At 55.6% G+C, this 25,011-nt stretch carries 19 protein-coding genes and 1 other annotated feature; of the genes, 12 read left to right on the top strand and 7 right to left on the bottom strand.

Translation table 11 applies throughout. The annotated features are described in order from the left end of the window. Window positions 1–24: 24 nt before the first annotated feature. From tomB to acrA, 3 genes are all read right to left on the bottom strand, one after another. On the bottom strand, window positions 25–399 hold the full coding sequence (gene tomB / locus PGR23_RS10950; RefSeq protein ID WP_045393536.1) for an Hha toxicity modulator TomB: 375 nt from the start codon (window positions 397–399) through the stop codon (window positions 25–27). A gap of 472 nt (window positions 400–871) precedes the next feature. Next, window positions 872–4,018, bottom strand: coding sequence for a multidrug efflux RND transporter permease subunit AcrB (gene acrB, locus PGR23_RS10945; protein ID WP_047047062.1), 3,147 nt, complete (start codon window positions 4,016–4,018; stop codon window positions 872–874). Between the two features lie 22 nt (window positions 4,019–4,040). Continuing rightward, window positions 4,041–5,240, bottom strand: coding sequence for a multidrug efflux RND transporter periplasmic adaptor subunit AcrA (gene acrA, locus PGR23_RS10940; RefSeq protein WP_045393531.1), 1,200 nt, complete (start codon window positions 5,238–5,240; stop codon window positions 4,041–4,043). A 141-nt stretch (window positions 5,241–5,381) separates the two neighbouring features. On the opposite strand from acrA, the gene acrR reads away from it, so the two are divergent. Together acrR and mscK are read left to right on the top strand one after the other, a co-directional pair. Then, complete coding sequence (gene acrR / locus PGR23_RS10935) at window positions 5,382–6,032, top strand: multidrug efflux transporter transcriptional repressor AcrR (protein WP_045393528.1); 651 nt, start codon at window positions 5,382–5,384, stop codon at window positions 6,030–6,032. A gap of 129 nt (window positions 6,033–6,161) precedes the next feature. Continuing rightward, the gene (gene mscK, locus PGR23_RS10930; protein ID WP_045393525.1) at window positions 6,162–9,506 is read left to right on the top strand and encodes a mechanosensitive channel MscK; all 3,345 of its coding nucleotides are present in this window, start codon (window positions 6,162–6,164) and stop codon (window positions 9,504–9,506) included. 37 nt (window positions 9,507–9,543) lie between these two features. On the opposite strand, the gene rsmS is transcribed toward mscK, so the two are convergent. Beyond that, window positions 9,544–9,717: a pleiotropic regulatory protein RsmS gene (rsmS, locus tag PGR23_RS10925; RefSeq protein WP_015704613.1), complete on the bottom strand. Its 174-nt coding sequence runs from the start codon at window positions 9,715–9,717 to the stop codon at window positions 9,544–9,546. Between the two features lie 12 nt (window positions 9,718–9,729). Then, the gene (gene priC / locus PGR23_RS10920) at window positions 9,730–10,257 is read right to left on the bottom strand and encodes a primosomal replication protein N'' (protein WP_213797363.1); all 528 of its coding nucleotides are present in this window, start codon (window positions 10,255–10,257) and stop codon (window positions 9,730–9,732) included. Window positions 10,258–10,326: 69 nt separating this feature from the next. On the opposite strand from priC, the gene PGR23_RS10915 reads away from it, so the two are divergent. The 9 genes from PGR23_RS10915 (at window position 10,327) to PGR23_RS10875 (ending at window position 19,783) form a co-directional block, all read left to right on the top strand. Further along, complete coding sequence (locus PGR23_RS10915; RefSeq protein WP_015704615.1) at window positions 10,327–10,704, top strand: DUF454 family protein; 378 nt, start codon at window positions 10,327–10,329, stop codon at window positions 10,702–10,704. Window positions 10,705–10,854: 150 nt separating this feature from the next. Continuing rightward, window positions 10,855–11,406, top strand: coding sequence for an adenine phosphoribosyltransferase (gene apt / locus PGR23_RS10910; protein ID WP_396279868.1), 552 nt, complete (start codon window positions 10,855–10,857; stop codon window positions 11,404–11,406). 92 nt (window positions 11,407–11,498) lie between these two features. Further along, window positions 11,499–13,409, top strand: a complete 1,911-nt coding sequence (dnaX, locus tag PGR23_RS10905; protein ID WP_045393520.1) for a DNA polymerase III subunit gamma/tau — start codon at window positions 11,499–11,501, stop codon at window positions 13,407–13,409. Further along, window positions 12,742–12,806: a sequence feature (DnaX frameshifting element), on the top strand. Its footprint overlaps the gene before it by 65 nt. Window positions 13,410–13,465: 56 nt before the next feature. Then, window positions 13,466–13,798 (top strand): YbaB/EbfC family nucleoid-associated protein, encoded by a 333-nt coding sequence (locus PGR23_RS10900; protein WP_008805448.1) that lies wholly within the window; start codon window positions 13,466–13,468, stop codon window positions 13,796–13,798. Continuing rightward, the gene (recR, locus tag PGR23_RS10895; RefSeq protein ID WP_396279867.1) at window positions 13,798–14,403 is read left to right on the top strand and encodes a recombination mediator RecR; all 606 of its coding nucleotides are present in this window, start codon (window positions 13,798–13,800) and stop codon (window positions 14,401–14,403) included. Before PGR23_RS10900 ends, recR begins: the two co-directional genes overlap by 1 nt. Window positions 14,404–14,517: 114 nt before the next feature. Further along, on the top strand, window positions 14,518–16,392 hold the full coding sequence (htpG, locus tag PGR23_RS10890; RefSeq protein ID WP_396279866.1) for a molecular chaperone HtpG: 1,875 nt from the start codon (window positions 14,518–14,520) through the stop codon (window positions 16,390–16,392). A gap of 287 nt (window positions 16,393–16,679) precedes the next feature. Beyond that, window positions 16,680–17,324, top strand: coding sequence for an adenylate kinase (gene adk / locus PGR23_RS10885; protein WP_015367904.1), 645 nt, complete (start codon window positions 16,680–16,682; stop codon window positions 17,322–17,324). A 128-nt stretch (window positions 17,325–17,452) separates the two neighbouring features. Then, window positions 17,453–18,415, top strand: a complete 963-nt coding sequence (hemH, locus tag PGR23_RS10880; RefSeq protein ID WP_045393516.1) for a ferrochelatase — start codon at window positions 17,453–17,455, stop codon at window positions 18,413–18,415. Window positions 18,416–18,478: 63 nt separating this feature from the next. Continuing rightward, complete coding sequence (locus PGR23_RS10875) at window positions 18,479–19,783, top strand: inosine/guanosine kinase (RefSeq protein WP_015367902.1); 1,305 nt, start codon at window positions 18,479–18,481, stop codon at window positions 19,781–19,783. Window positions 19,784–19,822: 39 nt separating this feature from the next. On the opposite strand, the gene ybaL is transcribed toward PGR23_RS10875, so the two are convergent. After that, complete coding sequence (gene ybaL, locus PGR23_RS10870; protein WP_015367901.1) at window positions 19,823–21,499, bottom strand: YbaL family putative K(+) efflux transporter; 1,677 nt, start codon at window positions 21,497–21,499, stop codon at window positions 19,823–19,825. 235 nt (window positions 21,500–21,734) lie between these two features. Further along, window positions 21,735–22,955 carry an MFS transporter gene (locus tag PGR23_RS10865; protein WP_045393513.1) on the bottom strand — a complete coding sequence of 407 codons (1,221 nt, stop codon included), beginning with the start codon at window positions 22,953–22,955 and terminating at the stop codon, window positions 21,735–21,737. Window positions 22,956–23,324: 369 nt separating this feature from the next. Between PGR23_RS10865 and ushA the strand changes: the two genes are divergently transcribed. Further along, the gene (gene ushA, locus PGR23_RS10860; RefSeq protein WP_396279865.1) at window positions 23,325–24,977 is read left to right on the top strand and encodes a bifunctional UDP-sugar hydrolase/5'-nucleotidase UshA; all 1,653 of its coding nucleotides are present in this window, start codon (window positions 23,325–23,327) and stop codon (window positions 24,975–24,977) included. The last annotated feature ends 34 nt before the right edge of the window (window positions 24,978–25,011 follow it).

The raw sequence follows: 25,011 nt of genomic DNA, 5'->3' as shown, positions 1-25,011 counted from the left end.
TTTCACCTTTTGAATGTAATAATTCTAACAAGAAAGACTTACCGGGTTCTCCCGGCTGGCGTTCACAAAGCACCGGAATAAGCGATTGCCGGATTTACGCCATTTTTGGAGATCGCTTGTGTTTATGCCATAGCTACTGAACAGCATAAAAGTGTCATCCAGGTATTCGTCAAGCTGAGAAATCAGCTTATTATCCTCAGCATACTTAATTTTATAATTAAGCGCGTAAGTTGCTATGTGCTCGATCAATTCATTTAATTGAAGATTCACCGCCGAAGTGGGATCGTTAACCCAGCCGCGGTTGCTCTCTTCCAGGTTTGCAAGGCAGTCATGATACAGGGTTTCGCAGAGAAATCTAAGCTGCGCGATATCATGTCTTTTTGGCGAGTACTCGTCCATAACACATCCCCTTGTAAGTGGTTTAAACGACGACTAACAAACACCGTTGTGGGATGAAGACCAGGCTCAAACATTGTAATCCTGTGATTTAACTATAATCCAGTCTCAAAAACATTTCACCGTGCTATTACGAAAAATTACAATAAATACGGTTAATTTATCTTAAAAAAACAGATCCTATTATACGAATTCCTTTTATGTTTGGCGAAACTGGAACGTCAGCCTTATATATCATCAGGTTATCTGATTGACGCCTGCCTGCAGCGAAAAGGTTGTTGGGAGGTTGTTGGTAATTAAGAATATTCTGAATGAAGCCTGATGGTGAAGCCAATAACGGAAATCTTAATAAAGATAGAACAACGTTCATCAATGTATATTATATGTCAGAACGTAAAATAAACAATAACAATGTGTGCGTTTAAAAACCCCTAAAGAAAAAGGGCCGCAAATGCGGCCCTTAGCTTAAGCAAGATTAATGATGCTCAACCGGATGGTTATGCTCAATATCTTCAGTTTTCTTACTGAAGCGGCGACGAACCACCACGAAGAATACCGGCACGAAGAAGATGGCCAGAACCGTCGCGGTCACCATCCCGCCCATTACGCCAGTACCGACGGCGTTCTGCGCGCCGGAACCTGCGCCGGAGCTGATAACCAGCGGCATTACCCCAAGGATAAACGCCAGAGAGGTCATCAGGATTGGACGCAGACGCATACGTACTGCTTCCAGCGTCGCTTCAATCAGGCCTTTGCCTTCTTTTTCCATCAGGTCTTTGGCGAATTCAACGATAAGTATCGCGTTCTTCGCCGACAGACCGATGGTCGTCAGCAGGCCGACCTGGAAGTAAACGTCGTTAGTCAGCCCGCGGAAGGTTGCCGCTAACAGCGCGCCGACAACACCCAACGGTACCACCAGCATGACGGAGAACGGAATCGACCAGCTTTCGTACAACGCCGCCAGACACAGGAAGACGACGATAAGCGAAATGGCGTACAGCGCTGGGGCCTGGTTGCCGGACAGGCGTTCCTGATAGGACATACCGGTCCAGTCGTAGCCGACGCCAGAAGGCAGTTTGCTTGCCAACTGTTCCATCATCGCCATCGCTTCACCCGTACTGCGTCCCGGAGCGGCCTGACCGAGAATTTCCATTGATGGCAGACCGTTGTAACGCTCCAGACGCGGTGAACCATATTCCCAATGGGAAGTGGAGAAGGCGGAGAACGGCACCATCTGACCATCGCTGCCGCGTACATACCAGTTGCCGATGTCTTCTGGCAGCATACGGTATTTCGCTTCAGACATGACGTACACTTTCTTCACGCGACCGCGGTCGATGAAGTCGTTGACGTAGCTGCCGCCCCAGGCCGCGCCAAGGGTAGTGTTGATGTCGCTAATTGAAACGCCAAGCGCCTGCGCTTTTTCCTGATCGATATCGATCTTGAACTGCGGCGTATCTTCCAGGCCGTTAGGACGCACGCCAACCAGAAGGTCAGGATGCTGAGCGACCATACCAAACAGCTGGTTACGCGCCTGAGTTAATTTCTCATGCCCTAAACCACCCTGATCGATGAGCTGGAAGTCAAAGCCGGTAGCGGTACCCAGTTCGACGATCGCCGGCAGGTTAAAGGCGAAGACCATCGCATCTTTAATCTGCGAGAAACGGGCCATCGCGCGACCGGTAATCGCTTCAACTTTGTTTTCTGAACCCGGGCGTTGGCTCCAGTCTTTTAACGACACGAAGGCGATACCGGTGTTCTGACCGCGACCCGCAAAACCAAAGCCGTTAACCGCGAACACCGATTCAACGTTGTTCTTCTCTTTGGTCAGGTAGTAGTCAGTCATCTCATCAAGGACTTTCTGCGTACGTTCCTGACTCGCGCCCGCCGGAAGCTGCGCCATACTCAGGAATACGCCCTGGTCTTCATCCGGCAAGAAGGAGCTTGGCAGACGAACGAACAGGTAAGCCATACCGATGACGATAATCAGATACAGCACCAGGTAACGACCGGTACTACGCAGAATGTTGCCTACGCTGTCGGTGTAGTGGTGCGTGCTCTTATCGAACATGCGGTTAAACCAGCCAAAGAAGCCTTTGTGCTCGCCATGGCCGCCTTTCTGAATCGGTTTCAGCATGGTGGCGCACAGCGCTGGCGTCAGAATCAGGGCCACCAGTACCGACAGCGCCATCGCGGACACGATAGTAATCGAGAACTGGCGATAAATCGCGCCGGTTGAACCGCCGAAGAAGGCCATCGGGATAAATACCGCAGACAGCACCATCGCAATACCGACCAACGCGCCCTGAATCTGACCCATTGACTTACGGGTCGCTTCTTTCGGCGGCAATCCTTCCTCCGCCATCACGCGCTCGACGTTTTCTACCACCACGATGGCGTCATCCACCAGCAAGCCGATGGCGAGCACCATCCCGAACATCGTTAGGGTGTTTATCGAGAAGCCAAATACCGCCAGGATGGCGAATGTCCCGAGCAATACCACCGGTACCGCGATGGTCGGGATCAACGTGGCGCGGAAGTTCTGCAGGAACAGATACATGACCAGGAACACCAGGATGATCGCTTCCACCAGCGTTTTTACCACTTCATGAATAGAGATCTTCACGAACGGGGTAGTATCGTACGGGTAGACGATTTTCAGGCCTGACGGGAAGTACGGTTCCATCTTTGCCAGCTCGGCGCGGATGGCGTTGGCGGTATCCAGGGCGTTAGCGCCGGTCGCCAGTTTAATCCCCAGACCGGAAGCCGGTTGGCCGTTGAACTTCGCGATGATGTCGTAGTTTTCGCCGCCGAGCTCAACTTTCGCCACATCGCGCAGACGAACCTGTGAACCATCCTGATTGACTTTCAGCAGGATTTTGCTGAATTCATCTGCGGAGGTTAAACGAGTCTGGGCGATGATCGAGGCGTTCAACTGCTGGCCTTTTACCGGCGGCGTACCGCCTAACTGCCCCGCCGCGACCTGGGCGTTCTGCGCTTTAATAGCGTTGATGACATCTACCGGAGTCAACTGGAAGTTGTTCAGCTTCGTGGGGTCCATCCAGATACGCATCGCGTACTGGGAACCGAACAGCTGAACGTCGCCGACGCCGGAGGTACGGCTGATGGCATCCTTCATATTGGCGCCCACGTAGTCGGAAATATCCTCCTGCGTCATGGTGCCGTTAGTGTTGATAACCCCGACAACCATCAGGAAGCTACTGGAGGATTTCTCCACGCTCACGCCCTGTTGTTGTACTTCCTGCGGCAGCAGCGGCATCGCCAGCTGCAGCTTGTTCTGCACCTGTACCTGGGCGATGTCTGCGTCAGTACCGGACTGGAAGGTCAGGGTGATCTGCACCGTACCGGTGGAGTCACTGTTTGAGGACATGTACATCAGGTTATCGATACCGTTCATGTTCTGTTCGATAACCTGTGTCACGGTATCCTGCACCGTTTTCGCATCAGCCCCCGGGTAGGTGGCCGAGATCGTCACTGCTGGCGGCGCAATCGTTGGATATTGCGCCACGGGGAGTTTCATAATCGAAAGCCCCCCGGCCAACATGATGATTATGGCGATCACCCATGCAAATATGGGGCGATCGATAAAGAAATTAGGCATGTCTTAACGGCTCCTGTTTAAGTTAAGACTTGGTTTGTTCAGACTGAGCGTTCGCGTTGCCGGCGGTTTGCTGTTGGTTGTCTGAAGCTACTTCCTGCGCTTTTACCTGTACGCCTGGTTTGACTTTTTGCAGGCCAGCGACGATCACGCGATCGCCGGATTTCAGACCTTCGGTCACTAACCACTTGTCGCCGATAGCTTGAGTCGCGGTGACCTGGCGAACTTCAACTTTGTCGCCTTCGCCAACCACCATCACGCTGGCATCGCCGCGCGGGGTACGGGTAACGCCCTGTTGCGGAACCAGCAGCGCATCCGGGTTAATACCTTCTTCCAGGCGTGCGCGGACGAACATCCCTGGCAGCAGGGTGTGGTCCGGGTTCGGGAAGATCGCGCGCAGCGTGATAGAACCGGTGGTCTGGTCAACGGTGACATCAGAGAATTCCAGCGTGCCGTCTTGCGGGTATTTCAGACCGTCGTTGGTCACCAGTTCGACTTTCGCTTTGCCGTTTTCTTGCTTCAGTTTACCGTTCGCCAGTTCCTGTTTCAGACGCAGGAAATCGTTGCTCGATTGGGTAACGTCAACATAAATAGGATCTAACTGTTGAACGGTCGCCAGCGCGGTAGCTTGCCCGTTTTGCACCAGCGCGCCCTCGGTGACCGCGGATTTACCAATGCGGCCGCTGATTGGCGAAGTCACTTTGGTATAAGCCAGGTTGATGCGCGCGGTTTCAACCGCGGCTTTTGCCGCGACGACGGCGGCGTTGCTTTGCTGAGCGTCGGCAACGGCGGTGTCGTAGTCTTGTTGACTGATGTATTTCGTGCCAAGCAGTTTCTGATAACGTTTGACCGTCAACTGAGCGATGTTTGCGGCGGCCTGGGCTTTCGCTAAGTCGCCTTTGGCGCTTTCATAGCTGGCCTGATAGGTTGCCGGATCGATCTGATAAAGAGACACCCCCGCCTGAATATCGCTGCCTTCAACGAAGTTACGTTTCAGAATAATGCCACTTACCTGAGGACGGACTTCTGCGACACGATAAGCATTGGTACGGCCAGGAAGTTCAGTGGTGATTTGTAGAGGTGCGGATTTGAGCGTGACAATGCCAACTTCCGGCATTTGCTGGGCTCCTTGTTGAGCCGGTTTATCGTCACATCCTGTTAGCGCTAAGCTGCCTGAGAGCATCAGAACGACCGCCAGAGGCGTTAACCCTCTGTTTTTGTTCATATGTAAACCTCGAGTGTCCAATTTCAAATTTTCAGTGGCTCAAACGTCCACAAACCCACTTCAGTCTTTCTATTATGGTCATGCTATGGTACATACATTCATAAATGTATGTAAACGCAACCTCTGTAAAGTCATCAACCTATGGCACGAAAAACCAAACAACAGGCACTTGAAACCCGGCAACTGATTCTTGACGTTGCCCTGCGTTTGTTTTCGCAGCAAGGCGTATCATCTACCTCGTTGGCCGCGATTGCAAAAGCTGCCGGAGTGACCAGGGGCGCGATTTACTGGCATTTCAAAAACAAATCCGATCTGTTTAATGAAATATGGAGTCTTTCGGACGCCAGCATTAGCGATCTCGAAGTTGAGTATCGGGCAAAATTCCCTAACGATCCACTGTCAGTTGTTCGCGAAATACTGGTCTATATCCTCGAAGCGACGGTAGTAGAGGAGCGTAGACGCCTGATGATGGAAATCATCTTCCATAAATGCGAATTTGTCGGAGAAATGGCCGTTGTCCAACAAGCACAGCGCAGTTTATGGCTTGAAAGCTACGATCGTATTGAGCAAACATTAAAAGAGTGTATCACTGCTCAACAATTACCTGCGAATTTACTCACTCGCCGTGCGGCAATTCTGATGCGTAGTTATCTTTCCGGATTAATGGAGAATTGGCTTTTCGCGCCTGAGACCTTTAATCTTCATGCGGAAGCTCGCGCTTATGTAGACACGCTCATTGAGATGTATCAAACCTGTCCATCGTTGCGTAGCCCGTCTGCAATTGTGGCCTGACGACCAGGAGTAAATAAAGGTAAATTTTACTTATCTCTGCCGCTATTCGCGCGCGGGGAGAAGTGCTATTCTGCGCGCTGCGACGACCCCCGGTATTCTCCGGCATTTGCAACCATTCATGTTAATACTATGCAGCATACAAATCGTTGGCCTCATGCTATTTCCACCATTGTCTTTGCACTGGTCCTTATAGTTGGCACTCTGAGCTTCAGCCAGGTTCAGGCTGCAGATTTACCTGACCGTTCTGACATTCAAAGCCAGCTCACTACGTTAAATAAGCAAAAAGAACTCACGCCGCAGGAAAAATTAGTTCAGCAGGACCTGACCCAGACTTTAGAAACGCTCGATAAGATTGAACGTATAAAGTCTGAAACTGTGCAACTGCGTCAGCAGGTTGAACAGGCGCCGGCGAAAATGCGTCAGGCGGTAGACAGCCTGAATGCGCTGAGCGACGTTCCTGATGATGAAGTCACCCGTAAAACCCTGAGCACATTGTCGCTGCGACAGCTAGAGTCGCGCGTGTCGCAGGCGCTCGACGACCTGCAAAGCGCGCAGAACGATCTGGCGACCTACAACAGCCAGTTGGTCTCGCTGCAGACGCAGCCGGAACGCGTGCAGAACGCGATGTATTCCGCCTCTCAGCAATTACAGCAAATTCGTAACCGTCTCAACGGCACCGCGCCGGGCGAAGAGACGCTGCGCCCGACGCAGCAGGGGCTGTTGCTGGCGCAGCAGGCGTTGCTGAACGCGGAAATCGAACAGCAGCGTAAGAGCCTGGAAGGCAATACCGTCCTGCAGGATACGCTGCAGAAACAGCGCGACTACGTCACCGCCCATAGCAACCGGCTGGAACATCAGCTGCAACTGTTGCAGGAAGCGGTGAACAGCAAGCGACTGACGCTCACCGAGAAAACCGCTCAGGAAGCGGTCTCGCCGGAGGAGACCTCTCGGATCCAAAATAACCCGCTGGTCAAGCAGGAGCTTGAAGTTAACCACCAGCTCAGCGAAAAGCTGATTCAGGCGACGGAAAACGGCAACCAGCTGGTGCAGCGTAATATCAGAGTGAAAAACTGGCTCGACCGCGCGCTGCAGTCCGAACGCGATATCAAAGAGCAGATTTCCGTATTGAAAGGCAGCCTGCTGCTGTCGCGTATCCTCTATCAGCAGCAGCAAACGTTGCCATCAGCAGACGAGCTGCAGGATATGACCAACCGCATTGCCGATCTGCGCCTGGAGCAGTTTGAGGTTAACCAGCAGCGCGATGCGTTATTCCAGAGCGATGCCTTTGTGGCAAAGCTGGAAGAAGGCCATAGCAGCGAAGTCACGCCGGAAGTTCACGACGCCCTGTTGGAAGTGGTGGACATGCGCCGTGAATTACTCGACCAGTTTAACAAACAGCTGGGGAACCAGTTGATGATGGCCATCAACCTGCAGATTAACCAGCAGCAGTTGATGAGCGTCTCCAGCAATCTGAAATCGATCCTGACCCAGCAGATTTTCTGGGTGAACAGCAATAAGCCGATGGATTGGGAGTGGATTAAATCCTTCCCGGAAGCGCTGAAAGGCCAGTTCAAATCGATGAAAATCACCGTCAACTGGGAAAAAGCCTGGCCGGCGGTGTTTATCGCATTCCTTGCCGGGCTGCCGCTGCTACTGATTGCCGGTCTGATCCGCTGGCGCCTGCAGTGGCTGCGCGATTACCAGGCGAAGCTGGCCTCTCAGGTAGGTCAGTTACGCAACGATACCCAGCTCAACACGCCAAAAGCGATCCTGATTGATTTGATCAGAGCGCTGCCGGTGGTGCTGCTCATCCTCGCCGTCGGGCTTATCCTGCTGACCATGCAGCTGAATGTCAGCAACCTGCTGTGGGCTTACAGTAAGAAACTGGCAATGTTCTGGCTGGTGTTCGGCCTGTGCTGGAAGGTACTGGAAAAAGATGGCGTGGCGGTGAAGCATTTCAATATGCCCGCGCAGCTGACCAGCCACTGGCGGCGGCAGATCGTCCGCGTCAGCCTGGCGCTGCTGCCGCTGAATTTCTGGTCGGTCGTCTCTGAGCTCTCTCCGCTTAATTTGATGGACGACGTACTGGGGCAGTTCGTTATTTTCGTCAACCTGCTGCTGATTGCGGTGCTGGTGTGGCCGATGTGCCGCGAAAGCTGGCGTGACAAAGAGTCGCATAGCCTGCGCCTGCTAACGGTGACCGTGCTGTCGATTGTGCCCGTCGCGCTGATGGTCCTCACGGCGACCGGTTACTTCTATACCACGCTGCGTCTGGCTGGCCGCTGGATTGAGACCGTCTATCTGGTGATGATGTGGAACCTGCTGTACCAGACCGTGCTGCGCGGCCTGAGCGTGGCGGCGCGGCGTATTGCCTGGCGTCGGGCGCTGGCGCGTCGCCAGCATCTGGTGAAAGAAGGGGCGGAGGGCGCCGAACCGCAGGAAGAGCCGACGATCGCGCTCGAACAGGTTAACCAGCAAACGCTACGTATCACCATGCTGGTGATGGTGGCGCTGTTCGCGGTGATGTTCTGGGCGATTTGGTCCGATCTGATTACCGTGTTCGCCTATCTCGACAGCATTACGCTCTGGCACTACAACGGTACCGAGGCCGGAGCCAGCGTGGTGAAAAGCGTAACCATGGGCAGCCTGTTGTTTGCGATTGTCGCCTCGATGGTCGCCTGGGCGCTGATTCGCAACTTGCCGGGCCTGCTGGAAGTGCTGGTGCTGTCGCGTCTTAATATGCGCCAGGGCGCCTCCTATGCCATAACGACGATCCTTAACTACGCGATTATCGCCATCGGCGCGATGACGGTATTCGGCTCGTTAGGCGTATCGTGGGATAAACTGCAGTGGCTGGCCGCAGCGCTGTCGGTTGGTTTAGGTTTCGGCTTACAGGAGATCTTCGGTAACTTCGTTTCCGGTCTGATCATTCTCTTCGAACGCCCGGTGCGTATCGGCGATACGGTGACTATCGGCACCTTCTCCGGCACCGTCAGTAAGATCCGCATTCGCGCGACGACCATCACCGACTTCGATCGCAAAGAGGTGATCATTCCGAACAAGGCCTTCGTGACCGAACGGCTGATCAACTGGTCGCTCTCCGATACCATCACCCGCGTGGTGATCCGCCTGGGTGTGGCCTACGGATCCGATCTCGATAAAGTGAAAGAGGTGCTGCTGCAGGCGGCGCATGAACATCCGAAAGTGATGCAGGAACCGGCGCCGTCGGTCTTCTTTACCACCTTCGGCGCCAGCACGCTGGATCATGAACTGCGCCTCTACGTGCGTGAACTGCGCGATCGCAGCTACGCGGTGGACGAATTGAACCGTTCGATCGATCGCCTGTGCCGTGAAAACAATATCGATATTGCCTTCAACCAGCTGGAAGTTCATCTGCGTAACGAGAAGGGAGATGAAGTGACGGAAGTGAAGCGCGATAATAAAGGGGATGATACGGCGCCAGACGTCGCATAATCGCTAATCGGGGCGGCATATGCCGCCCCGAATCGTTTTATTCTTCTGACAAAGGCGCGTCAGGTTGGGCGTTTTTCAGTTTGTTTTCATAGTCGCGCTTAATAATATCCAACGCTCCCAGCACCGTTTTTGCGCTGACCCGGTTTTCCTCCAGCAACATGATTAAATCGACGGCCAGTTTGACTTCGTCTGGTGCATTTTCCAGCGACATAATCCTCTCCTGTTAGCGCGTTAAACGCGCCAGTACGTTTTCAATATTTTCCAGCGCATCGCGACAGCGGGCCAGGCGCCCGGCATAGGCCTCGACCTCTTTGGTCAGCCGCTGCTGGTCGGCAAGGGTTGTTGCCGACGCCAGCTGACGTTGACGATCGTTGCGCATCGCCAGCAGGCGGCGCTCATACTCCTGGTGCTGCAGGCGGCGGCGTTGCCAGCGGTTTAGCGTCGGCGAGGCGCTATCCCAGTGGCGTAACGACCAGGTCGCCGTCTCGCGGCTAATGGCGGCAATCTGCGCTACCAGCCGTTCGGCAAGCCAGGCGACCTGGGGCAGATGCTGATGTTCGACGGCATGCTGGAGCTCGGTAAAATTATGCCGCGCTTCGTCAAGGTAAGCCTGCATCTGCGTGTCGCGGGTACGGAACAGCTGGCGGTCGAAACGCGGGCTCAGCGTGGCGTGATTGGCGAACGGCGCCACCTGAAGCGCCAGCTCGGCCAGCTGACTTTCCAGCGTTTGTAAAAGCCGGGTTGTTTTCAAATAACTCCTCCATTCCCTACTCAGCAACTGTGCTACAGTAGCGACATCTGCTTGATAACGATTCGCATTATGCCACGTATTATTTTAATCATCATTGGCTGGCTGGCGGTAGTGCTGGGGACGCTGGGCGTCTTCTTACCGCTGTTACCAACAACGCCATTTATTCTACTTGCCGCGTGGTGTTTTGCCCGCTCGTCGCCGCGCTTTCACCACTGGCTACTTTATCGCTCGTGGTTTGGCGGCTATCTTCGCCACTGGCAGCAGTACCGGGCGATGCCGCCGGGGGCCAAGCCGCGAGCCATTATCATGATTTTACTGACCTTTGCCATTTCTCTGTGGCTGGTTAAGCTTATGTGGGTGCGCATCCTGCTACTGGCGATCCTCGCCTGCCTGCTGATATTTATGTGGCGCATTCCGGTGGTTGACGCAAAGCAACAAAAGCACTGATGCGCAATAATGCCTGTTGCAATTGTTGGCGACAGCCAGTAAATTCTGGCGTTTTCGAGCGCGGGTAAGCCTGGTCAAAGGTTAAACAAATGTTTCTTTGGCCCATTTTGCACGCCCGTGGGTAACACCGTTTCAATCAGGCATAAACTTATGACCGCAACTGCACAGCAGCTTGAATATCTGAAGAACAGCATCCAAAGCGTCCAGGATTATCCGAAACCGGGCATCCTTTTCCGCGATGTCACCAGCTTGCTGGAAGACCCTAAAGCCTACGCGCTTAGCATTGAACTGCTAACCGAGCGTTATAAAGACGCGGGCATCACCAAAGTGGTGGGGACCGAAGCGCGTGGTTTTCTGTTCGGCGCCCCGGTTGCGTTGGCGCTGGGCGTTGGTTTTGTTCCGGTTCGTAAGCCGCGCAAGTTGCCGCGCGAAACCATCGCCGAAAGCTATGAGCTTGAATATGGCACCGATCAGCTGGAAATCCACGTTGATGCCATTAAAGAAGACGATAAAGTGCTGGTCGTTGACGACCTGCTGGCGACCGGCGGCACCATTGACGCCACCGTGAAGCTGATTCGTCGCCTGGGCGGCGAAGTTCACGATGCCGCTTTTATTATCAATCTTTTCGATCTGGGCGGCGAACAGCGCCTGGAAAAACTGGGCATCAATTGCTTTAGCCTGGTGCCTTTCCCGGGCCACTAAGCAAATCCCGACACATAGCCTCGCCGATCCGGCGGGGCTGTGATAGCATTACCCCCTCGTGAATTCACCTTCCAGCGTTTCAGAGCCAGCCCATGAGTTATCAGGTCTTAGCCCGTAAATGGCGCCCACAAACCTTTGCTGACGTCGTCGGCCAGGAACATGTGCTGACCGCACTGGCGAACGGCTTATCGTTAGGGCGCATCCATCACGCATATCTCTTTTCCGGCACCCGCGGAGTAGGGAAAACCTCCATCGCCCGGCTGTTGGCGAAGGGGTTAAACTGCGAAAGCGGTATTACCGCGACGCCGTGCGGCGTCTGCGACAACTGTCGCGAAATAGAACAAGGCCGCTTTGTCGATCTGATCGAGATCGATGCCGCCTCGCGCACCAAAGTGGAAGACACCCGCGATCTGCTGGATAACGTTCAGTATGCGCCGGCCCGCGGCCGCTTCAAGGTCTACCTGATCGATGAAGTGCACATGCTGTCGCGCCACAGCTTCAACGCGTTATTAAAAACGCTGGAGGAGCCGCCCGCGCACGTCAAATTCCTGCTGGCGACTACCGATCCGCAAAAGCTGCCGGTGACGATTTTATCCCGCTGCCTGCAGTTCCACCTCAAGGCGCTGGATGTCGAACAGATCCGCCATCAGCTTGAACACATTCTTGGCGAAGAGCAGATCGCGTTTGAGCCGCGCGCGCTGCAGCTGCTGTCGCGCGCCGCGGATGGCAGCCTGCGCGATGCGTTAAGCCTGACCGATCAGGCGATCGCCAGCGGCGATGGCCGCTTAAGCGCACAGTCCGTCAGCGAAATGCTCGGCACCCTCGACGACGATCAGGCGCTATCCTTGATAGAAGCGCTGGTAGCCGCCGACGGCGAGCGCGTGATGGCAGGCGTCAGCGACGCCGCCGCGCGCGGCGTTGAGTGGGAAGCGCTGCTGGTGGAAATGCAAAGTCTGCTGCACCGTATCGCGATGGTCCAGCTCTCGCCATCGGCGCTGGGGGCGGATATGGCCGCCGTCGAGCTACGAATGCGCGAACTGGCGCGTACCGTGCCGCCGGCCGACGTTCAGCTTTACTATCAGACGCTGCTGATTGGCCGTAAAGAGCTGCCTTATGCGCCGGACCGGCGTATGGGCGTTGAGATGACGCTGCTGCGCGCGCTGGCGTTTCATCCTCGCCAGCCGCTGCCAGAGCCGGAAGTGAAGCCCGTTCAGGTTCCAACCTCTGCGCCGGTACAACAAGCGGCACCGCCCGTATCGTCGCCATCAGCGCCGCCGCAGAATCTGCCGCAAAGCACCAGCCAGGTGCTGGCGGCGCGCAGTCGGCTGCAGCGAACCCCGGGAGCGACCACCCCAAAAAAGAGTGAACCGGCAGCCGCATCCCGCGCGCGGCCGGTGAATAACGCTGCGCTGGAACGACTGAGTTCGATTACCGAGCGCGTACAGGCTCGTCCGGCGGCGGCCGCGCTTGAGCAGGCCCCGGCGAAGAAAGAAGCCTACCGCTGGAAATCGACGGCGCCGGTTGAAGAAACCTTAGTCGAGGTCGCCACGCCGAAAGCGCTGAAAAAGGCGCTGGAGCATGAAAAAACGCCAGAACTGGCGGCGAAACTGGCGGTTGAAGCGGTCGAGCGCGATAGCTGGGCGGCGGAAGTGAGCCAACTGGCGGTACCGAAATTGGTTGAGCAGGTCGCGCTGAACGCGTGGAAGGAGCAGGACGGCAATCGCATTTGCCTGCATCTGCGCCCCAGTCAGCGGCATCTTAATTCCGCCGGCGCACAGCAGAAACTGGCTGAAGCGCTGGGCGTGTTGTACGGCGCGCCGGTTGAATTGACCATCGTTGAAGACGATAATTTGGCGATGCGCACGCCGCTGGAGTGGCGGCAGGCAATTTATGAAGAGAAGCTCGCGCAGGCGCGCGAGGCGATTATTGCGGATAACAACATCCAGACCCTGCGGAGATTCTTCGATGCCGATCTGGATGAAGAGAGTATCCGACCCATTTGATCGCCAGTCGGACTGGCGATCGGTACCTTAACGATGACTTACTGAGAGAGAAGCCTATGTTTGGTGGAAAAGGCGGCCTGGGTAACCTGATGAAACAGGCCCAGCAGATGCAAGACAAAATGCAGAAAATGCAGGAAGAGATCGCGCAGCTGGAAGTGACCGGTGAGTCCGGCGCGGGTCTGGTAAAAGTGACCATCAACGGCGCGCACAACTGCCGTCGCGTGGAAATCGACCCAAGCCTGCTGGAAGACGACAAAGAGATGCTGGAAGATCTGGTGGCTGCCGCGTTCAATGATGCCGCGCGCCGCATTGAAGAGACCCAGAAAGAGAAAATGGCCTCCGTTTCTGCCGGCATGCAGCTGCCGCCAGGCTTCAAGATGCCGTTCTGATGCAAACCAGCCCGCTGTTAACTCAGCTTATGGAAGCGTTGCGCTGTCTGCCGGGCGTTGGCCCGAAGTCGGCGCAGCGCATGGCGTTTACGCTACTGCAGCGCGATCGCAGCGGCGGTATGCGTCTGGCGCAGGCGCTGACGCGCGCGATGTCGGAAATCGGCCACTGCGCCGATTGCCGCACCTTCACCGAGCAGGAGGTGTGCAATATTTGCAGCAATCCGCGTCGTCGGGAAAACGGTCAGATCTGCGTGGTGGAGAGTCCGGCGGACATTTACGCCATTGAGCAGACCGGGCAGTATTCCGGCCGCTACTTCGTGCTGATGGGCCACCTGTCGCCGCTTGACGGTATCGGGCCGGATGACATCGGGCTCGATCGCCTCGAACAGCGTCTTGAAGCGGAGTCGATAAGCGAGCTGATCCTCGCCACCAACCCAACCGTTGAAGGCGAGGCGACGGCCAACTACATCGCTGAGCTCTGCGCGCAGTATGGCGTTGACGCCAGCCGCATCGCCCACGGCGTACCGGTTGGCGGGGAGCTGGAAATGGTCGACGGCACCACGCTGTCGCACTCTCTCGCAGGCCGCCACAAGATTATTTTCTGAACAAATGGAGGCTGCGTTCGCCGCCTCCGCTTGAAAAATCCCACCTCTATCCCCATCTCCTCCCCAACACGTTATTTCCATTAATAATAAATGGCATTGTTGAGGTCGACTTACATGAAAGGACAAGAAACCCGTGGTTTCCAGTCAGAAGTGAAACAGCTTCTGCACCTGATGATCCATTCTCTTTATTCCAACAAAGAAATCTTCCTGCGCGAGCTCATTTCTAACGCCTCGGATGCGGCGGATAAGCTGCGTTTCCGCGCGCTGTCCCAGCCGGATCTGTATGAAGGTGACGGCGAGCTGCGCGTACGCGTATCGTTTGATAAAGACAACCGCACGCTGACCATCGCCGATAACGGTATTGGTATGAACCGCGATGAGGTTATTGACCATCTCGGCACCATCGCCAAATCCGGCACCAAGGCGTTCCTCGAATCGATGGGCTCCGAGCAGGCGAAAGACAGCCAGCTGATCGGCCAGTTCGGCGTCGGCTTCTATTCGGCCTTTATCGTTGCCGACAAAGTCACCGTGCGCACCCGCGCCGCGGGCGACAAGCCGGAGAACGGCGTGTTCTGGGAATCCGCTGGCGAAGGCGAATATACCGTTGCCGATATCACCAAAGCCGATCGTGGAACTGAAATTACGCTGCATCTGCGTGAAGGCGAAGACGACTTCCTCAACGACTGGCGCGTGCGCTCGATCATCAGCAAATATTCTGATCATATCGCGCTGCCGGTTGAGATTGAAAAACGCGAAGAAGTGGACGGCGAAACCGTTATTTCGTGGGAGAAAATCAACAAGGCGCAGGCGCTGTGGACCCGCAGCAAATCTGAGGTCAGCGACGACGAATACAAAGAGTTCTATAAGCATATTGCCCATGATTTCAGCGATCCGCTGACCTGGAGCCACAACCGCGTCGAAGGTAAGCAGGAGTATACCAGCCTGCTGTATATTCCGTCGCAGGCGCCATGGGATATGTGGAACCGCGATCATAAGCACGGCCTGAAGCTGTACGTGCAGCGCGTCTTCATCATGGATGACGCCGAGCAGTTTATGCCGAACTACCTGCGTTTCGTGCGCGGCCTGATAGACTCCAACGACCTGCCGCTGAACGTGTCGCGTGAAATCCTGCAGGATAGCAACGTCACCCGCAACCTGCGTACCGCGCTGACCAAACGCGTGCTGCAGATGCTGGAAAAGCTGGCGAAAGACGACGCCGAAAAATATCAGACCTTCTGGAAACAGTTCGGCCTGGTGCTGAAAGAAGGCCCGGCGGAAGATGCCTCCAACCAGCAAGCCATTGCTAAGCTGCTGCGCTTCGCCACTACTCATACCGATTCTTCCGCGCAGACCGTGTCGCTGGAAGAGTACGTCTCGCGCATGAAAGAAGGGCAGGAGAAGATCTACTACATCACCGCCGACAGCTATGCGGCGGCGAAGAGCAGCCCGCATCTCGAGCTGCTGCGTAAGAAAGGTATCGAAGTTCTGCTGCTGTCCGATCGCATTGACGAGTGGATGATGAGCTACCTGACCGAGTTCGACGGTAAAGCGTTCCAGTCGGTCGCTAAAGCCGACGAGTCGCTGGAGAAACTGGCGGACGAAGTTGACGAATCCGCCAAAGAAGCTGAAAAAGCGCTGGAGCCGTTCGTTGAGCGCGTGAAAGGCCTGCTGGGCGAGCGCGTGAAAGAGGTACGTCTAACGCATCGTCTGACCGACACTCCGGCGATTGTAACCACCGATGCCGACGAAATGAGCACCCAGATGGCGAAGCTGTTCGCCGCTGCCGGTCAGGCGGCGCCGGAAGTGAAATACATCTTCGAGCTGAACCCGGCGCATCCACTGGTGAAACGCGCCGCCGATACCCAGGACGACGCGCAGTTTGGCGAGTGGGTTGAGCTGCTGCTGGATCAGGCGCTGCTGGCGGAACGCGGCACGCTGGAGGATCCTAACCAGTTCATCCGTCGTATGAACCAGCTGCTGGCGTCCTAAGCTTTACCCTCACCCTAACCCTCTCCCTAAAGGGAGAGGGGACTGCTCGCAGCTGGGGGCCTTTTCTCCCTCTCCCTAAAAGGGAGAGGGGACTGCTTGCCGCAGGGGGCCTTTTCTCCCTCTCCCTGCGGGAGAGGGCCGGGGTGAGGGCCTTAATCTTCCCCAACCGTAAAATATCTCACCATTAACCGTTTCAGCCGCACCGCCTTCCTTGAGCCATGGCCGTTCTGGTGGTATGGTTTAGCGTTTTTTGAAAAATTGAAACGACATTTGAGGGGATTTTCGTAATGCGTATTATTCTGCTTGGCGCTCCGGGCGCGGGTAAAGGAACTCAGGCTCAGTTCATCATGGAGAAATACGGTATTCCGCAAATCTCCACCGGCGACATGCTGCGCGCCGCGGTAAAATCCGGCTCCGAGCTCGGTAAACAAGCGAAAGACATTATGGATGCCGGCAAACTGGTGACCGATGAGCTGGTCATCGCGCTGGTGAAAGAGCGTATCGCCCAGGAAGATTGCCGTAACGGTTTCCTGCTGGACGGCTTCCCGCGCACTATCCCGCAGGCTGACGCTATGAAAGAAGCCGGCATCGCCGTTGACTACGTTCTGGAGTTCGCGGTACCGGACGAACTGATCGTCGATCGTATCGTGGGCCGCCGCGTACACGCCGCTTCCGGCCGCGTCTATCACATCAAATTCAACCCGCCGAAGGTGGAAGGTAAAGACGACGTGACCGGCGAAGAGCTGACCACCCGTAAAGACGATCAGGAAGAAACCGTACGTAAGCGTCTGGTGGAATACCATCAGATGACTGCGCCGCTGATCGGCTACTATCAGAAAGAAGCGCAGGCGGGTAACACCCAGTACGCGAAAGTCGACGGCACTAAAGCGGTGGCTGACGTGCGCGCCGATCTGGAAAAAATCCTCGGCTAATTAAGCCCTTTCTCATCCTGCTGCGGCAGGATGAGAACACCTCTCATTTCTACCTTTTGCTATGATTGGTTCCGTTTAACGCCATTTACGCTACAATTGTCAGCGATTCAAATGGTTAAGAGGCGGTAATGCATCAGACGAAAACAGGTATTTTGCTAGCCAATTTAGGCACTCCCGATGCGCCCACGCCCGACGCGGTGAAGCGCTATCTGCGACAATTTCTTAGCGACAAACGGGTAGTCGATACGCCTCGTCTGCTGTGGTGGCCGCTGCTGCGCGGCATCATACTGCCGATTCGCGCTCCCCGCGTGGCGAAGCTCTATCAGTCCGTATGGATGGCGGAAGGCTCGCCGTTGATGGTGTATAGCCGTCAGCAGCAGCAGGCGCTGGCGGCCAGATTACCGGATGTCCCGGTGGCCCTGGGGATGAGCTACGGCTCGCCGTCGCTGGCAAGCGCTGTCGATGAGCTACTGGCCCAGGATGTTGACCATATCGTGGTATTGCCGCTGTATCCGCAATATTCGTGTTCTACCGTGGCGGCGGTATGGGATGAGCTGGCGCGGATCCTCGCGAAAAAGCGCGCTATTCCGGGCGTTTCGTTTATCCGCGACTATGCCGATAACGCTGACTATATCCACGCCCTGGCGGCCAGCGTGCGCGCTTCGTTCGCCGTTCACGGCGAACCGGATGTGCTGCTGCTCTCCTATCACGGTATTCCGCAACGCTACGCCCATGAGGGCGATGATTACCCGCAGCGCTGCCGGGTAACCACTCGCGAGCTGGTCTCAGTGCTCGGGCTGCCGCCGGAGCGGGTGATGATGACCTTCCAGTCGCGCTTTGGCCGCGAACCCTGGTTGACGCCATACACCGACGAAACGCTAAAAATGCTTGGCGAAAAGGGCACACAGCACGTTCAGGTTATCTGTCCGGGCTTCTCCGCTGACTGTCTGGAAACGCTGGAAGAAATCGCGGTGCAAAACCGGGAAATTTTCCTTGAGGCTGGCGGTAAGCAATATGAGTATATTCCGGCGCTTAATGCCGATCAGGCGCATATTGAAATGATGGTGAACCTGACCGCGTCGTATCGCTGATCGCGCGCGTAGCGGGGAATATGCTACTATTCCCCGCTTGTTCCCTGTCATTAAATCGCCACTATGAAATTTCCCGGTAAACGCAAATCTAAACACTATTTCCCCGTTAGCGCTCGCGATCCGCTGCTGCAACAAATTCAGCCAGAAAATGAGTCCAACGTCTCCTGGGTGGTTGGCATCGACCAGACGTTGGTGGATATCGAAGCGAAAGTGGATGAGGCGTTTATCGTACGCTACGGTCTGAGCGCCGGTCATTCGCTGGTGATTGAAGATGATGTCGCCGAAGCGCTGTATCAGGAACTGGTACGCGACGGCCTGATCACCCATCAATTTGCCGGTGGCACCATTGGCAATACCATGCACAACTACTCGGTACTGGCTGACGACCGCTCGGTGCTGCTCGGCGTGATGTGCAGCAATATTGAGATCGGCGGCTACGCTTATCGCTACCTGTGCAATACCTCCAGCCGTACCGATCTCAACTACCTGCAGGGCGTCGATGGCGCTATTGGCCGCTGTTTTACGCTGATTAGCGATAGCGGCGAACGTACCTTTGCCATCAGTCCTGGCCACATGAACAAACTGCGTCCGGAAAGCATTCCGGAAGAGGTGATCGCCGGCGCTTCCGCGCTGGTGCTGACCTCCTACCTGGTGCGCTGTAAGCCGGGCGAGCCGATGCCGGACGCGACGATGAAAGCCATTGAGTATGCCAAAAAGCATGACGTGCCGGTGGTGCTGACGCTGGGCACGAAATACGTGATTGCCGACAACCCGCAATGGTGGCAGCAGTTCCTCAAGGAACACGTTTCGATTCTGGCGATGAATGAAGAGGAAGCGGAAGCGCTGACCGGTATCGCCGACCCGCTCACCGCGGCGGATAAAGCGCTGGACTGGGTCGACCTGGTGCTGTGCACCGCAGGTCCGGCGGGCCTGTATATGGCGAGCTTCACCGAAGAGGAAGCGAAGCGTAAAACGCAGCATCCGCTCCTGCCGGGGGCGATTGCCGAGTTCAACCAGTATGAATTCAGCCGTGCGATGCGCCATCAGGATTGCGTTAATCCGCTGCGTATCTATTCGCACATCGCGCCTTATATGGGCGGCCCGGAGAAGATCATGAACACCAATGGCGCAGGGGACGGCGCGCTGGCGGCGTTGTTGCATGATATCACCGCCAATAACTACCATCGTAATAACGTGCCGAACTCCAGCAAACATAAGTGCAAATGGCTGACCTACTCATCGCTGGCGCAGGTGTGCAAATACGCCAACCGCGTCAGCTATCAGGTGCTGAATCAGCATTCACCGCGTTTAACCCGCGGCCTGCCGGAGCGGGAAGATAGCCTGGAAGAGGCCTACTGGGACCGTTAATCCCGCGATAAGAGTACGCCCCGCGAGCGGGGCGTCGTATCAACCGGTAACAATCTCGCCAGCTGGCGGCGTTTCCAGCAGACGTAACATCGCCCGCGCGATTTCGCGTTCCCCCATCACCACCTGATTGGCTCCGCGTTCGGTAATATAATCGACCTCATCGTCGTAATGGGCGCGGGCGATAATCTCAATGTTCGGGCATTTTTCCCGCGCCGAGGCGACAATTTCACCGGCTTCATAGCCGTTAGGAATGGTCAGCAGCAGCCAGCGGGCGCAGTCGAGATGCGCCAGATTCATGATTTCTTCGTTGGCGGCATTGCCCAACACGGCGCTGATGCCGCGTTCGCGTAGCTCATCCACGCGGGTGCGGGAGGTTTCAATTACTACCAGCGGGATCCCCTGGGCCATCAGTTTCTCGCCAAGCAGGCTGCCGACGCGGCCAAAGCCGACCAGCAGCGCATGGTTGCAGATATCCACAGGCACCTGTTTTTCGTCTTCCAGCACCTCTTCCAGCGTCTGTTCGTCGAGGGTTTCGGTTTTATCGAGATATTTTTCCAGCAGGGTAAACAGCACCGGGTTGAGCATAATCGAAATTATCGCCCCGGCCAGCACCAGGTTCTGCCCGGCCTGCGGCAGCAGATCCAGCGCCATGCCGAGACCGGCAAGGATAAAGGCGAATTCCCCGATTTGCGCCAGGCTGGCGGCGATGGTCAGGGCGGTACGCGGCGAGTGGCCGAACATACGTACCAGGAAGAAGGCGGCGGCGGATTTACCAAAAATGATAATCGCCAGCGTTGCCAGCACCGCCAGCGGCTGTTCGACCAGAATCATCGGGTCAAACAGCATCCCGACGGAGACGAAGAATAGCACCGCGAAAGCGTCGCGTAGCGGCAGCGTATCGTGAGCGGCGCGGTGGCTGAGTTCGGATTCGTTAAGCACCATCCCGGCGAAGAATGCGCCGAGGGCGAAGGAGACGTCGAACAGCTCAACGGCGCCGAAGGCGATGCCGAGCGCCAGCGCCAGCACCGACAGGGTAAACAGTTCGCGGGAGCCGGTTGCCGCGCTGCGCGACATGATCCACGGCACCAGACGGCGTCCCACCAGCATCATAATGGCGATAAAGGCGACCACTTTACCGATGGTAATGCCCATGTCGAGCGCCAACGACGCCAGCCCGACATCGCCTTTTTCGACCATCCCAGCGATAGCGGGCAGCAGCACCAGCGTCAGTACCATCACTAAATCTTCAACGATCAGCCAGCCGATGGCGATTTGCCCACGCTGGCTATCAATAAGCTGCCGTTCCTCCAGCGCGCGCAGCAGCACCACGGTACTGGCGGTGGAAAGACACAGGCCAAAGACGATGCCGGTCATCAGCGACCAGCCGAGCAGGGAAGAGAGCGCCATCCCGAGCAGCGTCGCCACGGCTATCTGGGCGATGGCGCCGGGAATGGCTATCGACTTTACCGCCATGAGATCTTTCAGCGAAAAGTGCAGCCCGACGCCAAACATCAGCAAGATGACGCCGAGTTCGGCCAGTTCAGGCGCAAGTTTAGTATCAGCAACAAAACCAGGAGTAAATGGACCGGCCAGCACGCCCGCTAATAAATATCCTACCAGTGGTGAAATACGTAGCTTATTGGCAATCATGCCGAGGATAAAGGCGAGCACAAGGCCGCCGACAATGGTGGTGATTAGCGGTGTTGCGTGATGCATTCCGTCTCCTTGCGTGTGGTGAGCCGATCCATTTTCGCTACTTAAAGCAAAAAACCGATTAATAGTTTATGACACTTTTGCTCGTTTTGTTTATGAATAATTATTGAAATTTGCGAAAAATTGGAATTACGGCAGAAAAAAGCACAGACAGGAAAATGGCGGCAGGTCATGGTGAGGTAATGCTGATGAGATAAGGGATTGCGGCGGCCAAACTTTCACTTTGGCCGCCAGATACTCAGGCTTTTTGATGGTTATTAGGCAGGAATATCGTCAGAATGCCGAGAAGCGGCAGGAAAGCACAGATTTTATAGACCAGATCGATGCTGGTATGGTCGGCTAACAACCCCAACACCGCGGCGCCAAGGCCGCCCATGCCAAACGCGAATCCGAAGAACAGGCCGGAAACCATACCGATTCTCCCCGGCAACAGCTCCTGGGCATAGACCAGAATAGCGGAAAAGGCTGATGCGAGGATAAAACCAATTATCACGGTCAGGATCCCGGTCCATTCGAGCGATGCGTACGGTAAAATGAGGGTAAATGGCGCCACGCCGAGGATTGAGCCCCAAATTACATATTTACGACCAATTTTATCGCCAACAGGCCCGCCAATCACCGTTCCTGCGGCCACCGCGAACAGGAAGGCGAACAAGTGAAGCTGGGCGTTTTGCACCGATAATCCGAACTTGTGCATCAGATAAAAGGTGTAATAGCTGCTAATACTCGCCATGTAGAAGTATTTGGAGAAAATCAGCATTAACAGGATGCAGACGGCCAGGATAACCTTGTTACGCGGCAGAGGATTAACGATAACCGGCTTCGGCTTGCCTTTATTCATCCGATGTTGCGCGGCGTACCAGCGGCTGATTTGCGACAGCACGACGATCGCCAGCAGCGCGGCCAGCACGAACCAGGCGACGTTGCCTTTGCCGTAGGGGGCGATAATCACCGCCGCCAGCAGCGGCCCCAGCGAGCTGCCGAAGTTGCCGCCAACCTGGAATAGCGATTGCGCCAGACCGTGACGGCCGCCGGAGGCCATCCGCGCCACGCGCGAGGATTCCGGATGGAAGACCGAAGAGCCGGTGCCGACAAGCGCAGCGGCCAGCAGTACCATGCCGAAGCTACCGGCCAGCGCTAACAGAATTAAGCCGCAGAGGGTGAAACACATCCCTACCGGTAATGACCACGGCATCGAGCGTTTATCGGTGATGTAACCAATCACCGGCTGGAATAGCGATGACGTCAGCTGGAAGGTGAGGGTGATCATGCCAATCTGCACGAAGGTTAACGAGAACTCCGCCTGCAGTAGCGGATAAATCGCCAGGATGAGCGATTGGATCATATCGTTTAGCAGATGGGAGAGGCTGATTGCCCCCAGGATGCCAAATGAGGTGCGCGCTTTTTGCGGCGGCGCGCCGGTACCGGGTAAGGATTGAGCGGATTGGTTGGTTGTCATAGGTTCACTTCAGCGAGTTCTATTTGTTGTAGAGAATGCAGGTTGATACCCTAAATAATTCGAGTTGCAAGAAGGCGGCGACACAGAGAATCCCCAGGAGCTTACTCTAGTAAGTGACTGGGGTGAGCGAGGACAAATTCGTCAGGAACGAATTTGAACGCAGTTCACTGCGCCCGTAAGGGCGAGGCCCAGGGATGGGCCGAGTTATTGCCAACGCACATGCAACTTGAAGTATGACGGGTAGAATTATTATCAGACTAACATACCTGTCCCTAAGGTTTGAAGGAAGTCGCAATTCTGAAAACATATTTGTCAAAGCGGCTGACTCGCTATACTTTCGGCACTTGTTATTAAGTCAGGGAGTGAAACATGCATTATTTAAAACGCGGCGTGGCGCTGGCGTTATTCACCGCCTTATCGCTGGGAAGCCTGTCAGCGCAGGCCTATGAGCAGGACAAAACCTATAAAATCACCATCCTGCACACCAACGACCACCACGGTCATTTCTGGCGCAACGACTACGGCGAATATGGCCTTGCGGCGCAGAAGACGCTGGTGGACGGTATCCGCAAAGAGGTGGCGGCCGAAGGCGGTAGCGTCCTGCTGCTGTCCGGCGGCGATATCAATACCGGGGTGCCGGAATCCGATTTACAGGATGCAGAACCTGATTTTCGTGGCATGAACCTGATTGGCTACGATGCCATGGCGGTGGGCAACCATGAGTTTGATAACCCGCTCAGCGTGCTGCGCCAGCAGGAGAAGTGGTCGAAGTTCCCGTTCCTGTCGGCCAATATCTATCAGAAAAGCACCGGCGAGCGCCTGTTTAAACCCTGGGCGCTGTTTAAGCGCGGCGGGCTGAACATTGCGGTGATTGGCTTAACGACCGACGATACGGCGAAAATCGGCAACCCGGAATATTTCACCGATATCGAATTCCGTAATCCGGCGGCGGAAGCCAAGCTGGTGATTCAGGAACTGCAGCAAAATGAAAAGCCGGACGTGATTCTGGCGACCACCCACATGGGCCACTATGACAACGGTAATCACGGCTCTAACGCGCCGGGAGACGTTGAAATGGCGCGGAGTTTACCAGCGGGATCGCTGGCGATGATCGTCGGCGGCCATTCGCAGGATCCGGTCTGCATGGCGTCGGAGAATAAAAAGCAGGTCGATTATGTCCCCGGTACCCCGTGCGCGCCGGATCGCCAGAATGGCATCTGGATCGTGCAGGCGCACGAGTGGGGGAAATATGTCGGCCGCGCCGATTTTGAATTCCGCAACGGTGAGATGAAGCTGGTGCACTATCAGCTGATCCCGGTCAACCTGAAGAAGAAAGTCACCTGGGATAACGGTCAGAGCGAGCGCGTGTTATATACGCCGCAAATTGCCGAAAACCCGCAGATGCTCTCGCTGTTAACGCCGTTCCAGAATAAAGGCAAGGCGCAGTTACAGGTGAAAATAGGTAGCGTCAACGGCCATCTTGAAGGCGATCGCAGCAAAGTCCGCTTCGTACAAACCAATATGGGGCGCCTGCTGCTGGCGGCGCAGATGGCGCGCAGCAATGCTGATTTCGCGGTGATGAGCGGCGGCGGTATTCGCGACTCCATCGAAGCGGGTGATATTACCTATAAAGACGTGATGAAAGTGCAGCCGTTCGGCAACGTGCTGACTTACGTCGATATGAGTGGTAAAGAGGTGATTGAGTACCTGACCGCCGTCGCGCAGATGAAGCCGGATTCCGGCGCTTATCCGCAGTTCGCCAACGTCAGTTTCGTTGCCAAAGATGGCAAGCTTAACGATCTGAAAATCAAAGGCGAACCGGTGGATCCGGCGAAAACTTACCGTATGGCGACGCTGAGCTTTAACGCCACCGGCGGCGACGGCTACCCGCACATCGATAAAAAACCGGGATACGTAAATACCGGCTTTATCGATGCCGAAGTGCTGAAAGAGTACATCGAGAAGAACTCGCCTCTGGATGCGGCAGCCTACGAGCCGAAAGGCGAGGTCAGCTGGCAGTAAGCCTGGGCTTCAGGTTGGCTATTCATACCGTGGC

It is taken from the genome of Klebsiella sp. 141162 (assembly GCF_050600755.1).
Classification (GTDB): domain Bacteria; phylum Pseudomonadota; class Gammaproteobacteria; order Enterobacterales; family Enterobacteriaceae; genus Klebsiella; species Klebsiella aerogenes.
The sequence above is the reverse complement of the archived record's forward strand: the minus strand, read 5'-3'. Positions and strand labels throughout refer to the sequence as shown.